At 69.6% G+C, this 14,324-nt stretch carries 14 protein-coding genes; 5 read left to right on the forward strand and 9 right to left on the reverse strand.

Annotated features, from left to right (window positions below):
• Positions 1-27: 27 nt before the first annotated feature.
• The 6 genes from ACXJKJ_RS25780 to ACXJKJ_RS25805 all read right to left on the reverse strand — a co-directional run bounded on the left by ACXJKJ_RS25780 (position 28) and on the right by ACXJKJ_RS25805 (position 6,442).
• Positions 28-474 carry an acyl-CoA thioesterase gene (locus ACXJKJ_RS25780; RefSeq protein WP_457393563.1) on the reverse strand — a complete coding sequence of 149 codons (447 nt, stop codon included), beginning with the start codon at positions 472-474 and terminating at the stop codon, positions 28-30.
• Positions 471-1,643 carry a DUF2399 domain-containing protein gene (locus tag ACXJKJ_RS25785; RefSeq protein ID WP_457393565.1) on the reverse strand — a complete coding sequence of 391 codons (1,173 nt, stop codon included), beginning with the start codon at positions 1,641-1,643 and terminating at the stop codon, positions 471-473. Before ACXJKJ_RS25785 ends, ACXJKJ_RS25780 begins: the two co-directional genes overlap by 4 nt.
• Entirely contained in the window at positions 1,630-4,452 is a 2,823-nt protein-coding gene (locus tag ACXJKJ_RS25790; protein ID WP_457393567.1) for an ATP-binding protein, read from the reverse strand. Before ACXJKJ_RS25790 ends, ACXJKJ_RS25785 begins: the two co-directional genes overlap by 14 nt.
• The gene (locus ACXJKJ_RS25795; protein WP_457393569.1) at positions 4,452-5,144 is read right to left on the reverse strand and encodes a hypothetical protein; all 693 of its coding nucleotides are present in this window, start codon (positions 5,142-5,144) and stop codon (positions 4,452-4,454) included. Before ACXJKJ_RS25795 ends, ACXJKJ_RS25790 begins: the two co-directional genes overlap by 1 nt.
• Entirely contained in the window at positions 5,141-5,722 is a 582-nt protein-coding gene (locus ACXJKJ_RS25800; RefSeq protein ID WP_457393571.1) for a hypothetical protein, read from the reverse strand. Before ACXJKJ_RS25800 ends, ACXJKJ_RS25795 begins: the two co-directional genes overlap by 4 nt.
• A 69-nt stretch (positions 5,723-5,791) precedes the next feature.
• Positions 5,792-6,442, reverse strand: coding sequence for a hypothetical protein (locus ACXJKJ_RS25805; RefSeq protein WP_457393573.1), 651 nt, complete (start codon positions 6,440-6,442; stop codon positions 5,792-5,794).
• 240 nt (positions 6,443-6,682) lie between these two features.
• Between ACXJKJ_RS25805 and ACXJKJ_RS25810 the strand changes: the two genes are divergently transcribed.
• From ACXJKJ_RS25810 to ACXJKJ_RS25825, 4 genes are all read left to right on the forward strand, one after another.
• Positions 6,683-6,763, forward strand: coding sequence for a PEP-CTERM sorting domain-containing protein (locus ACXJKJ_RS25810; RefSeq protein WP_457393587.1), 81 nt, complete (start codon positions 6,683-6,685; stop codon positions 6,761-6,763).
• A gap of 74 nt (positions 6,764-6,837) precedes the next feature.
• A complete protein-coding gene (locus tag ACXJKJ_RS25815; protein WP_457393575.1) occupies positions 6,838-7,638 on the forward strand; it encodes a DODA-type extradiol aromatic ring-opening family dioxygenase in 801 nt (266 codons plus the stop codon).
• 78 nt (positions 7,639-7,716) lie between these two features.
• Complete coding sequence (locus ACXJKJ_RS25820; protein ID WP_457393577.1) at positions 7,717-8,562, forward strand: ThuA domain-containing protein; 846 nt, start codon at positions 7,717-7,719, stop codon at positions 8,560-8,562.
• Positions 8,563-8,588: 26 nt separating this feature from the next.
• Complete coding sequence (locus ACXJKJ_RS25825) at positions 8,589-9,263, forward strand: 2-keto-4-pentenoate hydratase (protein WP_457393579.1); 675 nt, start codon at positions 8,589-8,591, stop codon at positions 9,261-9,263.
• Here ACXJKJ_RS25825 and ACXJKJ_RS25830 read toward each other — a convergent pair.
• Together ACXJKJ_RS25830 and ACXJKJ_RS25835 are read right to left on the reverse strand one after the other, a co-directional pair.
• On the reverse strand, positions 9,241-9,843 hold the full coding sequence (locus tag ACXJKJ_RS25830; RefSeq protein ID WP_457393581.1) for a DUF1294 domain-containing protein: 603 nt from the start codon (positions 9,841-9,843) through the stop codon (positions 9,241-9,243). The genes ACXJKJ_RS25825 and ACXJKJ_RS25830 overlap by 23 nt on opposite strands.
• Before the next feature lie 61 nt (positions 9,844-9,904).
• Positions 9,905-11,545, reverse strand: a complete 1,641-nt coding sequence (locus tag ACXJKJ_RS25835; protein WP_056197662.1) for a DEAD/DEAH box helicase — start codon at positions 11,543-11,545, stop codon at positions 9,905-9,907.
• A 521-nt stretch (positions 11,546-12,066) separates the two neighbouring features.
• Between ACXJKJ_RS25835 and ACXJKJ_RS25840 the strand changes: the two genes are divergently transcribed.
• Positions 12,067-12,600 (forward strand): DUF2087 domain-containing protein, encoded by a 534-nt coding sequence (locus ACXJKJ_RS25840; protein ID WP_457322141.1) that lies wholly within the window; start codon positions 12,067-12,069, stop codon positions 12,598-12,600.
• Here the strand turns inward: ACXJKJ_RS25840 and ACXJKJ_RS25845 are convergent.
• Positions 12,580-14,324, reverse strand: a 1,745-nt coding sequence (locus tag ACXJKJ_RS25845; RefSeq protein WP_457393583.1) for a bifunctional chorismate-binding protein/class IV aminotransferase, incomplete at its 5' end; no start/stop codon positions are given. The genes ACXJKJ_RS25840 and ACXJKJ_RS25845 overlap by 21 nt on opposite strands.

The following is a 14,324-nucleotide window of genomic DNA, read 5'->3' on the forward strand; positions in this document are numbered from 1 at the left end:
ATATACGCTTCGTATACGAAACGTATATCACTCAGGCTTGGGCACCACCACCGTTTCGTAGGCGCTCAGGAACTCGGGCGGCATGCGCCGCGGCTTGCCGCTGCTGATCTCGATGCACACCAGCAACCACCGGCCGCGCACCAGCGTGACGCCGTCACTCGCGCGGCGCAGTTGGAAGCGGCGCTCCATCGTCAGCTTGCCGTCGCTGTCGGTCAGCCATGTGCCGAGCACCAGGGCCTCGCCCTCGAATGAAGGCAGCAGGTAGTCGTAGTGGCCTTCGCGAATGGCCATGGCGCGGTCCTGGCGGCGGTAGTCGTCAAGCGACAGGCCGAGCGCCTCGGAATGCGCCCAGCCGGCCTGCTCGCACCATTGCACATAGACGGCGTTGTTGGTGTGGTCCAGCCCGTCAATGTCCGCCGCGGCGGGCGAGCGCAACAGCGTGAACGGCGACGGATAGTCCCAGGCCTCGTTCATAGCCAGCCCTCCTGCTCGGCCTTGAGTCCGCGGGTCTGCATCGCATCGCGCAGCGCCGCCAGCGCCGCGGGCAGCTTCGCCCTCTCCAGCCGGGCCAGCGTAGTCCGGTCGTAAGTGCCCAGCGCTTGCGCGCGCGGGTGGGAGAGCCGCATGACTTCCATCGCTTCGGGCTGCCAAGGCAGGTTGATGTCGACCCAAGGCTGCGACGCAGCGAGCACGATCTCGATGCCGGCGGGGTCGGCGTCGGCGCTGATGGCGGCGGGCGCCGGAGCCAGTGTGAGCAGGCGGGCCAGCGCGGCTGTCCAGGCCCGCGTCGGTCGGCCGGCGATCCAGACCAGCAGCGTGCCGGGTGCCAGCCGCGCGGCCTGCTTCTCGAAGCTGGCGCGGTTTTCGATCAGCCACCAGCGCTCGGGCGTCGGCTCGATCGCTAGCAGCCGCTCCAACGCTTCGCCGGGCAGCGTCACGAAGGGCAGCGCGGCCAGGTCGACCCGGCGCTCTTCGGGCCAGACGAGGGAGGCGGCGCCTGCCAGCGTCAGCGTCGGCGCGAACGGGCCGATGCCCAGGGCCGGCAGGTCGAAGTGCCGCTCCAGCCAGGCCCACTCGCCGTCGGCCACGGCCTTCGTATGGCCCAGGTGCAGCGCGAAGTCACGCCGCAGCCCCTGCTGGCCGGCCGCGACCCAGATGACGAGTGCCCGCAGCAACGCCGCTCGGGCCTGAGCGGGCTTGAGCGCCATGCGCGACTCGGCCAGGTCTTGCGCCGCCTCGCCCACCAGCGGGTCGGCCATCAAGGCGTCGAGCTGGTCGGCCAGGACCTGGCGCTGCGCGTCGCGCTGGCTGCGGGTGGGCAGGCCCAGTGCCGTCTGCAGCGCCTCCAGCTCGACCCAGGCCACACCGGCGCGCAGCCAGCGGCCGCGCTCGAACTTCTCCTTCAACGTCAGCAGGCCGGCCGCCAGGGCCTTGTCGGCCAGGCGGTCTGCCAGCTCGATGCGCGCGGCGCCCGCCGCATCCAGCAGGCTGGGCCAGGGCCGGCTGTCGGCGCTGCCGCGCAGCCAGTCGGCCAGCAGCTCGCGCTCGTCCACGTCCAGCGCGGGCAGGACTGGCGGCCAGACCGGCGCAGCCGCCGCACGGTGACGGCGCTGCCGGTCCGCGCTCAGCTCACGCGTACTCACTCTTCTCCGGCCGCCGCGCCAGCACCGCGATCGGCGGCGCCCAGCGCTCACCGCGCGGCTTCTTGCTGGTCACCAGCGTGATCTCGCTGGGCTCGAAGACCTCGACGTTGTGCGTGATCGGCGTCGTCAGCAGGTACTGCGCGCGCGTGCTGCGCAGGAAGTGGCCGACGAGCTGGATGTTGCGCACGTCCAGATGGGCGAAGGGCTCGTCGATGAAGACGAAGCCGCCGGCGGTCTCGTCGTCTTTCATCAGGCCCACGAGCAGGATCAGGCTCTTGAGCACCTGCTGGCCGCCCGAGGCTTCGCCGTCGTTCAGGCCGACCTCGCCCTTGCCGTCGAAGTTGAACTTCACGTGCAGGCCGGCCTGGGCCAGCACGGTGTCGTCGTTGTCCAGGTGCGGCACCTGGGCCTCGGCGGCCACGCCGGCCAGCTCACCCAGCTCGGCCACGTTCTTCTTGTAGCGCCGCACCGTGGCGCGCAGCACGTCGATGTAGCGCTCGCGGGCATTGAAGGCGGCGATGCGGGCCATCTCGTTGCTGGCGCGGCGGTCGCTGAGCTGCGCCTCCTGCTCGTGTACCTGGGCGGTCATGCGGGCATAGCGGTCGATGACGGTGGCGTCGGTCTCCCAGGTGCCCTTGTTGGCCTCGAACTCCTCGTCGACCTTGCGCTGCCGGATCTCGGCCTGGCGCGCGTTCTCGAACTCCTCGCGCAGCACGGCCAGCGCGGCCGGTGCGATCCAGCCCGGCGGGAAGCGCCCGCGCTGCGCGCGCGACTCGGCCGAGGCCGCACGCAGCGCATTGCGCCGATCAGCGTGGTCGCGGGTGCGCTCGGCGGCCGCCTTCTCACCGGCGGCCAGGCGAGCCTGGGCGGCGTCGTAGGCGCGCGAGTTGTCGTTGGCGGCCACCAACACGCGGTCGTGCTCACCGTCCAGCGTGGTCATGCGGGTGGAGGCCTCGGCACGGGCCTGCTTCAACGCCGGCAGGCGGGCGCGGGCTTCGGCAAATTCCTGCGCACGCTCGCTCAGCTCCTGCGCGGCCTTGTGGCCTTGTGCGGCGCGCTGGGCGTCCTTGAGCTGGCGCTCGGTCTCGCCCTGGGCCTTGGCGATGCGGGTCAGCTCGCCGTCCAGGCGGATGACCTCGGCCTCCAGCGAGGTGCGGCGCGAAGCGATGGCGTTGGCACCGAACTGGTGCTCCCGCGGCTCGACGAACACGCTGCGCCCGCCGCGGCCGTCGCGGTAGTAGGCGTCGGTGGTGATCCATTCGCCGCCGACCTTCGAGCCTTCTTCGGTCGACGCCACGCAGCGGATGCCACCCAGCTGGCGCAGCAGCCAGGTCGGCAGTGGCGCAGTGACCTTGAGCGTGGCGAGCACGCTGCCGGCTGGCGCAGTGCCGGCAGTTGCCGTGTCGGACACGACGTAATGCCGGTAACGCTGCTTGGCCGCGATGTCGAAGGCGCGACCTTCGTCGCTTCTAGCTTTCAGCACCACGACCCAGCGCGATGGCCGCAGCAGGCCCTCGGCCGCCGCGCGCCAAGCCTCGTCGGCGATGTCGATGCTGTCGGCCACGAAATGGTGGGCGATGCCGGCCTCATCCAGTGCGCGCTTCATCGGCGCCACCTCGGATGGCGCGGGCGGTAGCTTCTTGCCGGCCAGCTCGGCCAGCTGCGCCTGGGCGCGGTCGGCCTTGTCGCTGATGCGGGTGTAGTCGCCGCGCAACCGGGCCTGCTCGGCCGCCAGGGCCTGGGTGCGGGCGGCCAGCGCGGCGGCGTCGGACTCGACGTCGGCCAGGGTGCGCAACTCGTCCTCGCGCTTGGCCAGCGCTTCCACCGGGCGCTCGGCGTCGCGGGCGGTGTCGAAGGCGGCGCGGGCCTCGCGGCGCTCCGCCTCCAGCGTGGTGAGGCGCGCCTTGGCAGCCTCCTGGGCGGCGAACAGGCCAAGCAACGCGGCGCGCTGCATGGACAGCTCACGCGCATCAGCGGCGGCGAACAGGCGCTGGCGATGCAGCTCGCGCGTGTCCACCGCGGTCTTGTCGCGCGCCTCGCGCCACTTCATCACGGGCAGCACCTCGGTGGCCAGGCGTTCGCGCTCCTTGATCTTGGCCTCGCGCAGCCTGTAGCTGCTGACGCGGTTGGCCAGGTCGCTGAGCTGGGCCTGGGTGTGAGCCAGCTCCTGCGCGGCCTTGTCCACTTCCTGCGTGAGCTGCAGCTGGTGGCTGCGCGCCAGCTCGTAGCGGTCCAGCACCTCCTGGTCGCCAAAGACTTCGAACACCAGGCGCAGCAGCTCCTTCGGGCTCAGCTCGCAGAGGCGGTCGGTCTGCCCCTGCTCCAGCGCCAGCACGCGGCCGATGGCGCGGGTGAGGCCGGCCGCCTCAAGGCGCTTGCGCCAGGCCTCCACGCCCAGCCAGTCGCGCTCGCTGCGGGTGGCGAGCTGCTCAATCTCATGCACGCCGTCGTTGATCAGGTAGCGCCGCACCCAGTCGCCACCCTGGCGCTCGATGCGGCAGGCCAGCGTCACCTGGTCGGCGTAAAGCAGCGATGACGCGAAGGGCCGGCTGCTGTTCTGCCGGCCACGCGGGCGGTTGTCCACCACGGCGCGCAGCCAGGCGGTCTCGGCGTTGGCATGGCGGGCGTAGGTCTTGTAGGTGCGCCCGCCCGAGCATTCCAGACCCAACAGCGTGCGCAGCGCGTCCAGCAGCGTCGTCTTGCCCGAGCCGTTGGGGCCGGCGATGGTGATGATGGCGCCGTCCAGTGGCAGGCTCACGCGCTGGCAGTAGTCCCAGTGCAGCAGTTCAAGCGATTGGAGGTGGAACATCAGTCTTCACTTCTAGCGGCACGTGCCTCGGCCAGGGCCGGCGCGGCGAAGGGGTCGGTGGTGCGGGCCAGCACGTCGGCCAACGCGCCGTCGAGGATGCGTGGCGCCAGCGTGTCGTAGTCCAGCAGCAGGTCCAACAGCGGGCCCTCGGCGATGTCTTCGCCCTTGCGGGTAACGAAGCCGTGGCGTTCCAGCAGCTTGAGGTTGGTGTCCAGTCGGGTCTTCTTGCCAAGCTGGTCGCCGAAATCCGACAACAGGCTGCGATAGCTCAGCACCGGCGACACGCTGGCGGCCGTGGGCAGGGGCTTGGCGGCGGCGAACATCTCGCCCTGGTTCTCGCCAACCTCTTCGCTGCGCGCGAGCTGGCGCTGTCGCTTGGGCAACACGATCAGGCTCCACAGCACGATGAGCAGCGACACACCATCGCGTGGCAGCTCCAGGTTGTTGTTGGCGGCCAGGCCCGTCTCGCCGAACACGGCGCTTTCGGCCGGGCGCAGCAGCGCAACCGTGACGTGGTCGGCGTAGACGTTGTCCACCAGCCGCAGGCCCACGCAGGTCAGGCGCTCGGTCACGGCCGTCCAGAGTTCAGCGTCGATCAGCGCGCGCTTGACCAGTGGGTGGGTGCGCGGCAGCCAGCGGCGGGCAAGCAGCTGGGCCGCAAGGGCTGCTGCGTCATCAAGAGAGGTCGTCATGGAGATTCTTTGATCAACGCGCCCTGGCTCATCCAGCGCACGAATTCATCCGTCACCTCGCCCTGCTCCGCCGCCCAGCGCACGCGCCAGGGTTGGCGGGCCATGTCGCCGGTGGCGCCCTGCAGATGGCGGGCCTGCTCGTCGCCGAGCAGCGGCAGCAGTTGCGCGCGATAGGCGGCGCGGGCGTAGCTGCCACCCAGCACCGCGGGCGCCACGGGCTGCTCGGTCAGGCCGGCCGCGGTCCAGCCGTTCAACAGCAGTTGCATCAGGCCCATCTCGGGTGGCAGGCTCATCACGGCCAGCTCGCCGGGTGGTGCGGTGACGGCCGCGGGCAGCCCCTCGGGCGCGGCGGCTACGGGGCGGTCGCGTTCGAACTCGGCCTCGGCGCCGTCCACCAGCTCCTGCGCCGCCACCATCACCGGGTGCAGGCCGACGGACAGCAAGCCGGCCGCCAGCGCGTCCAGCTGCGGCACGGCCTGCAGCCAGCGGCGCACGTCGGTGGTGGTGACGCCGGTTGAGCCGAGCGTCACGCGTTGGCGGTCGGCCTGCTGCAGCGCGCGGTTGAACTGGCTGGCCATCGCCAGCAGGCTGGCCTGCGCTCCGCCAAGCTCGCGCGCCAGACGTTCCAGGCGCGCGTCACCGTGGGTCTAGGCCTGTTCGATGATGGCCTTGAGCGCATCGCCGGCCTTGTCCACCAGCGTCAGCGCGCGCTCGAAGCGCTGGCGGGCACGACGCAGCTGGAACTCGCTGCCGCTGGCCATGGCATCAGCAAACTCGTCCTTCAGCCGCGAGAGCTGGGCCAATAAATGCTGCAACTGGGCCGGCTGCAGCAAGCCGAGCTGGTGGGCCCCGGCCACGCCGGCCAGCAGCGAGGCAAGGTCGGCGTCCTGGTCGGTGGCGTCGGCGGTCAGCGGCTGCAGCAGGCCGACGAGCTGTTGGGCCAGCGGCATGACGGCGTAGGTCTGCCCCGTCGCGTCCCAGGCCAGCAGGTCGGCCTCGCGCAGGCGCTTGAGCACGCTGTCCAGCACCTCGTCGCGCAGCACGTGGAAGGCCTGGTTCAAGGCCTCGCGGGTCAGGCGCGACTCGCGCAAAGCCAGCAGCTCGAAGAACACCCACAGCCGCAGCCGCGTGACGCCCGCCGGGCCCTGGAACAGCGCCCGCAGCGCGACCTGCAAGGCGTCCTGGCGTTCGAGCTGCCACCACAGCAGCGCATCCGCCGGCGCGGTGCCGTCGCGGAAGTAGTCCTCCACGCGATCGGGGCGCGCGGTGTCGTCGGTGTCCTGGGGTGTCGTCAACATGGGGCGCGGATTATCGACGGGCCCTGAAGCCGCCAAATTAGGGGGTGTCGAGGGGTTTGACAGTCGACAGTCGCCGGCGGACAGCTCATCACCGATTTCAATATCGACATCGGCTCGGCCCTGGGCACCAACGACGCTTTCGTCGGCTTCACTGCCGCGACCGGCTCGGGCTACCAGAACCACGACATCCTGAACTGGCGGCTGGCCAACGACACCTCCATCACCACCGATCCAGGCCGTCTGCCCGAGCCGGCCAACCTGGCGCTGCTGAGCCTGGCCGGCGTGGCGGCCCTCGCAGCCTCCCGCCGTCGCCGCGGCTGACGTTCGGCTTTTGCGAACGCCGGCATCAAGCCGACTGAACCCAGGCCCGCGCAAGCGGGCCTAGTCTTATGGGCATGCAAACCCCTCGCCTGCCCAGTTTCTTCCTCTCCCACGGCGGCGGCCCCTGGCCGTTCATGGACGGCGACTACCGTCGCGCCCACGCCAGGCTTGAGACCTCGCTGCAAGCCCTACCGGGCACATTGCCGGCCAAGCCGAAAGCCATCCTGATGATCTCGGCCCATTGGGAAGAGGCCGCCTTCACGGTGATGACCTCGCCCGCGCCCGGCATGCTCTACGACTACGGCGGCTTCCCGGCCCACACCTACGAGGTGGTCTACCCGGCACCGGGCGATCCGGCGCTGGCCGAGCGTGTTGTCGCACTGATCCAGGCCGCCGGCCTGCCCGCCGCCCGCGACGCCCAACGCGGCTTCGACCACGGCGCCTTCTGCACGTTGGTACCGATGTACCCCGACGCCGACGTGCCCGTCGTGCAGCTGTCGCTCAAGCGCGGCCTGAACCCGGTTGAACACATCGCGCTGGGCCGCGCCCTGGCGCCGCTGCGCAACGAAGGCGTGCTCATCCTCGGCAGCGGCTTCAGCTTCCACAACCTGCGCCTCTACGGCTCGGCCGGCCGTGAGCCGTCCGCCGCCTTTGATGCCTGGCTGCAGTCCACCCTGCCCTCTCCGGCCGGCCGTGCTGAGCGCCTGCAGGCCTGGGCCCAGGCACCCGCTGCCCGCCTGGCCCATCCGCGCGAGGAGCATCTGCTGCCGCTGATGGTGGCCGCTGGCGCCGCCGAGGGCGAGACCGCCGCCTGCCACTATCACGAGACTGAATTCATGGGCGGCGTGACAGCATCGAGCTTCCGGTTCGGGTGACCGCGCGGTTGGGTCCTGATGGCAGGCAGCACCCAGGGTGCTAGATTCGCCGAAGCCGCTTGGTCACCACAGGTCTTCATGAAATCCCATCATTTCCTTGCGCTGGCCCTCGCGCTCGCCGCACCGCCTGCCTTCGCCGCCGACGCACCGAAACCCATTCGTGCCCTGCTCATCACCGGCGGCTGCTGCCACGACTACGGTGCGCAAAAGGACCTGCTGAAATCGGGCATTGAGGCGCGGGCGAACATAGTCGTGGATCAAATGCACAGTGAGAACACCACCGGCAGCCCGCCGCTGCCCCTCTTCGGCAACCCCGACTACGCGCGTGGCTACGACGTGGTCATCCACGACGAGTGCGCAGCCGACCCGCGCGATCCCAGTTCGTTCAAAAGCATCCTGAAACCCCATCTGGATGGCTTGCCCGCCGTCAATCTGCACTGCGCGATGCACAGCTTTCGCTCTGGCGACTACACCAAGCCGGTAGCCCGCGGTGCGGACAACGCCCAATGGTACGAATACGTCGGCCTGCAATCGACCGGCCACGGACCGCTCGAGCCCATCGCGATCACCTTCGTCGACAAGGATCACCCGATCACGAGGACGCTCGACGGTTGGACCACCGTCAATGAGGAGCTCTACAACAACGTCCAGATCCTCGATGGCAAAGCGCTCGCGAAGGGCAGGCAGATCGTGAAGCAAAGCAGGCGGCAGCCCGACGGCAGCGTGGCCGAAGAAGCACAGGCCGTCGAAACGGTCGTCGTCTGGACGAACGAATTCGGCCCGAAGAAGACGCGCGTGTTCAGCACCTCGCTCGGTCACACCACGGCCACCGTCGCTGACGCCCGCTATCTGGACCTGGTCACCCAGGGCATTCTCTGGGCCACCGGCAAAGTCGACCAACCCGGCTACGCCAAGAAGAAGTAAGGCCACTCGCTGCTCCACTTCAAGCCATGACGCAAGCCCTGATCGATGCCCTGGTTGCCTGCCACCGTGACGGCAGCCGCTTGAGTGCCGCCGACTGGACCCACGCCGTACGTGACGAGGCCGATGCCTATGCCGTGCAAGACGGCATCGCCCGGGCGCTGGGCTGGCGCTTCGACCGCTGGAAGTCCGGCGGCGCCAGCGCCCAGGGTCCGTTCAGCCATTCGCCAGTCAACCCCGTCCCCGGAACGTCACTGCTTGGTGTCGAGGCCGAGGTGGCGCTGCGCATTGACGCGGATGGGAGGGCGCAATCCATGTGCGTCGCTGTTGAACTGGTCGCCTCGCGCTGGCAGGAAGGGCTGGACGCGCCTGCCTTGCTGCGCATGGCCGACCACCAATCCAATGCCGGTCTGCTGCTCGGTGCCTGGCAACCCTATCGCCCGTTGCAGTGGGGCCAGCTCGAATGGCGTCTCAGCCTCGCCAGCCAGCCCGATGTCGTCCGCCGCGGCGGGCATTCCCTGGCCGATCCGGCCGCCGTATTGCCGGCCTGGTTGCGCCATGCCACGCGCCATGGCGCCACCTTGCCAGCCGGCACCATCGTGACGACCGGCGCCTGGGGCGGGTTGCATCCGCTGACGGGTGCGGCCCGCGGCACGCTGGCCTTCGAGGGCCTGGGCGAACTCAGCTTTTCAGTAGCGGCGTGAAGATCGCAGCGAAGGCCGCGATGTTGAGGATCACCGTCAGCCAGTAGATGCGCCGGAACGCCGGCTTCACGCTCTTGTGGCGCAGCAGTTGCTGGGCGAGCAACGCGCCCGGCCAGCCGCAGGCGAGCGACAGCCCATGCAGGGTCTTCTCGCCCACGCGCCAAGCTCCCTCCTGCCTGGCGGCCCGCTTGTCGAGCGCATAGACGATGAAGGTCGCCATGCTCATGGCGGAATAGATGCCCCAGAGCCAATTCGGCAAGCCCCAGAGGAGATGGCAGGCCAGCACAAAGCCGGCAAAGGCCGGCACCAGCAGCAGCACACGGCTGCGATCGCGCGGCGCTGCGGGCGGCGGCGGCGCCTTGATAGGCCGCACGGCCAGCGCCCTCGGCTTGCCCTGGGCGTCAGAACCCGCATGGAAGCTCAATCGCTCACCCACCACCGGCCGCTGGGCGCGGGCAGTGAAGGCCTGGATGTGGACAAAGAGGCGGGCCGCGCCGCCATCCGGCGCGATGAAGCCATAGCCCTTGGCGTCGTCCCACTGGATGAGGGTGCCGGTCTGTCTGTCGCTGGAACTGGTCATAAAAAAAGGGCCCGCACAGCGGGCCCTCCATCATCGCCGGGCGGCAGATGCCGCCGCGGGATTAGCGGCCGAAGCCACCCTTGCGCGGGCCGCTCGGCGGGCGGCGGTCGCCGAAGGCCGGCTTGGCGCCGAAGCTGGGCTTGCCGGCCGGCTGGAAGGAGCGCTCACCGCGCGGCGCGAAGCCACGGTCGTCACGGGGCTGGAAGCCGCGATCATCACGCGGTGCGAAACCACGATCCTCACGCGGAGCAAAGCCGCGGTTATCACCCTGCGGCGCAAAACCGCGATCTTCACGGGGAGCAAAGCCACGGTTGTCGCCTTGCGGGGCGAAGCCACGGTCATCGCGCGGCGCAAAGCCACGGTCCTGGCCGCCAGAACCGTGATTGAAGGGCTTGCCACCACCGTGGAAGGGGCGGCTGCCCTCTTCACGACGGAAAGGCTTGTTGCCGAAGCCAGGGCGGCCGCCACCGAAGTGGCCACGTGGGCCGCGGTCGTCGAAGGAACCAGCCGGGCGCGGCGGGAAGATGCGCGGCTCTTGCGTCTTGGGCTCAAGACCGGCGATCTGCTGCACGGGGATCGTCTGCGTCGTGAATTGCTGGATGCGGCGGATCATGGACACGTCGTCGCGCAGGCCCAGCGTGATCGCCAGACCCTGGCGGCCGGCGCGGCCGGTGCGGCCGATACGGTGCACATAGTCCTCGGCCTTCATCGGCAGGCCGTAGTTGATGACGTGGCTGATGGTCGGCACGTCGATGCCGCGGGCCGCGACGTCGGTGGCCACCAGCACGCGCACTTGCTTGCTGCGCAGAGCCTGCAGCACGCGGTTGCGCTTGCCTTGCGGCATCGCGCCGTGCAGCGGTGCCACCGAGTGGCCGATCTCGGCCAGGCGCTCGGCCAGCCAGTCGGCGTCACGCTGCGTGCTGGTGAAGACCACCGCCTGCTCCATCTCCGGCAGGGCCAGGATGGATTCCAGCAGCTGGTCCTTGTGGTGGGGGTTGTCGGCCCAGTGCAGGCGCTGCTCGATGTTCTCGTGCGTGTCGGTGTGGTTGGCGACCTCGATGCGCTGCGGATCCTTCAGCAGGTTCTGCGCGAGGCGGCCGACGTGGCCGGCGAACGTGGCGCTGAACATCACGGTCTGGCGCTCAGCCGGGGTATTGCCGGCGATCATCGTGATGTCGTCGATGAAGCCCATGTCCAGCATGCGGTCGGCTTCGTCCAGCACCAGCATTTCGACATTACCCAGCACGCATTTGCCGGAGTTGATGTGGTCGATCAGGCGGCCGGGGGTCGCGATCAGGATGTCCAGCGGGCCCATCAGCTGGCGGATCTGCAGCGGGTAGGGCATGCCGCCCAGCACGGTGGCGACCTTCAGGCCCGGGATGAAGCGGCCGTAGGTCTGTGCGGCCTTGGCAACTTGCATGGCCAGCTCACGGGTGGGGGCCAGCACCAGGATCTTGGGGCCATAGACCTTGCCCTTTTCGCGCTTCTTGCTGTCGTCACCACGTGCGGCCAGGATCTTTTCCAGCGCCGGCAGGATGAAGGCAGCGGTCTTGCCCGAGCCCGTGCGCGCCGAGACCATCAGGTCCTTATTGGCGATGGCAGCGGGAATGGCGAGCGTCTGCACGTCGGTGGCGTTCTCGTAGCCGGAATCTTTCACGGCCTTCAGGACCACTTCGTTCAGGCCCAGGGTATCGAAACTCATGTCGTTCTTTCAGTCAAAAGCCCGTCCATGCCGCCCGAAAATCAGTGAGGGCGGACACGCGGGCGCTGAACAGACCATGCCGTTCAGCAGTCAAAGTCGCTGGGAGAAAGCTCGTGTCGGGCGGCTCGGGCTGCTGGATGCAGTCGGGTGCGGCACGGGGGAACAGTCAAAGCGACGGCTTCATCGCCGCCGACCGATCCACGAGGGGTGTTCGAGAAGCCGTATGAACTACGGGCCGAACGAGGTCAGAGGAGACGTACGAAGCTCGGTCGGAACCGAGCGAAGCTGCGACTGTAGCACAGATCAGGGTTTTCACGGAATCCACCCCTGAGGCGCGGGTGTGGGCTCTGGCACACTTGCGGCCCGGGTCGGCAGAACACCCAGGCCTTGCCGCGCGGCATCCGTCGCGAGCTGAACCTGCCACGCATACCGCCTTCGTTCACGTGAACCTCGCGTGCGCCCTGGCTGCAAGTCGGCAAGCCCAGCCTCTTTCGTCGTTGGCGTGCGCATGGAGTGCCATCATGGCCCGTGAATCCCTGCCCCTCGTCGTGGACGACTTGTCCACCTTCACCAAGTCCCTGCGCACGCAGTTGCTGGCGCACCCCGCCACGCCGGGCCACCAGACGCTGCTGAACATGCTGGCCCGCGCAGCCGGGCATCGCAATCTGCAGATGCTGAAGGCGCGTCCGCCGGCCCTGCCGCGGACCACCACCCCTGCCCGTGCGGAACACAGCGACATCGTTCGCCGCACGCTGCGCCTGTTCGACGATCAGGGCCGGCTGCAGCGGCTGCCCGTCAAGCGCTCGCTGCAGTTGATGGCCCTGTGGGGCCTGTGGATGCGCTTCGACGCCAAGCGGCCTTACCGCGAGCGCGAGGTCAACCAGATCCTGACGGCCTGGCACTGCTTCGGCGACTACTGCACGCTACGCCGTGATCTCGTCACCCAAGGCCTGATGGCGCGCACGGCGGACAGCTCGGTCTACACCAAGCTGCCAGCGCGGCCGGGCGAGGACGCGATGGCGCTGATGCGGGCCTTACGTCAACTCGGCAACTAGCCAGCCGCGCAGGCTGTTGAAGAAGGCCAGGCCCTCGGCACGGGCCAGATCCTGCCGGGTCAGCCGTGCTTCCTTGAGACGGCCCAGGGCCAGCAGCTCAGCACGCAGCACGCCGGGCAACACCCCGGCGGCCAGCGGCGGTGTGAGCCACTGGTCGTCAAGCCGCAGGGCAAGGTTGCCGAAGCTGCATTCGGTCAGCTCGCCCGCCTCGTTCCAGAGGATGACGTCGAAGGCTTGGGCTGGCTTGTCGACGGCATACAGCTCGCGGCGTGTCGTCTTGTGGGCCAGGAACTCGGCACTGGGCCCGAGCGTGGGCATGGGCTGATCGGCCAGCACCAGCAGAACCGGCTCGGCCATCGGAGTGAAGGCGGCCAGCGTGTGACGCAGGCGCCCTTCGGCGTCGCCGGTCAGGCGCAGGCGCCAGCTGCCTTGCGCGTGGGCCTCAGCCACCGCCTTCAGGTGGGCCCGCGCCTCGGCCAGCGAGAAGCGCAGGCCGAAGTGGCGCGCCGTGCGCTGCATGCGGGCCAGGTGAGCGTCGCCGCGCACCGCCACGCCGCCCTCCAGCCGCAGCGTCTCCAGCGCCTCGACGGGCGCCTCGGCGCGCGCCAGGAAGCGCGACTTGGCCCGCCATTCGGCGATCTCGGCGGCCGGTTCGCTGTCCAGCGTGATGGCACTGCCGATACCGCAGGTCAACGCATCGCCGTGGAACTCGACGGTGCGGATGGGCACATTGAAGGTCGCGACGCCGCCGGGCTGGATCAGGCCCAGCGCGCCGCAGTACCAACCCCGCGCCGTCGGCTCCAGCTCGCGGATGATCTGCATCGCGCGGATCTTGGGCGCGCCGGTCACCGAACCGCAGGGGAAAAGTGCCGCGAAGGCATCGGCCAACGTCAACCCGCCGCGGCTGACGGCCGTCACCGTGGATGTCATCTGCCAGACCGTTGGCAGCGCATGCAGCTCGAACAGACGCGGCACGCGCACGGTGCCGAGCTGAGCGACGCGGCTGAGGTCATTGCGCAGCAGGTCCACGATCATCAGGTTCTCGGCGCGCTCCTTCTCGCTGGTGCGCAGGTGCGCCTGAGCCGCCTCGTCGTCGACACGGTCGCGGCCGCGCGGCGCCGTGCCCTTCATGGGCTGGGCCGCCAACAGCCAGCTCGCCTTGGCACCGGGCACGGGACGCCAGTCGAAGAAGAGTTCGGGTGACACGCTGGCCGCGCCGGCTTCGCGCAAGAACAGGCTGAAGCCGCCGGGCTGGCTGGCGTGCAGGGCGAGGAAGAGCTGCTCGGCGTCCAGCGCGCCGGCCGCCGCGCGCAGCCGGGTGGTCAGATTGACCTGGTAGCAATCGCCGTCACGGATGTAGGTGCGGATGCGCTCGATGGCCGCCGTGCCGTCCGGCTCGGCGTCATTCCAGCCCAGGAAGCCGCTGTAGGCTGGAGGCAGCTCCGGCCAGGGCTCAGGGGGCGACTCGTAGACAGCGAACTCGGCCAGCGGCGCGGTGGCGCCGTGCGTCTTCAGTGCGGCGTCGAAAGCCGCGGCGGCCTCGTAACGCAGCCCCCCAAGCACCCACGCGCCGGCTCGTGCCGCGGCTTCGGCCTCGGCGATGACGCCGCGCACCTCATCCAGCCGCGTCGCCCGCAGCCAGCGCGTCGGCGGCGTGGCCCAGCAGCCGCGCAGCCGCTCGCCGTCCTCGCGGGCCAGCGGGTGGCGGGGGAAGTCGAAAGCGG

Source organism: Roseateles sp. P5_E1, from assembly GCF_054049335.1.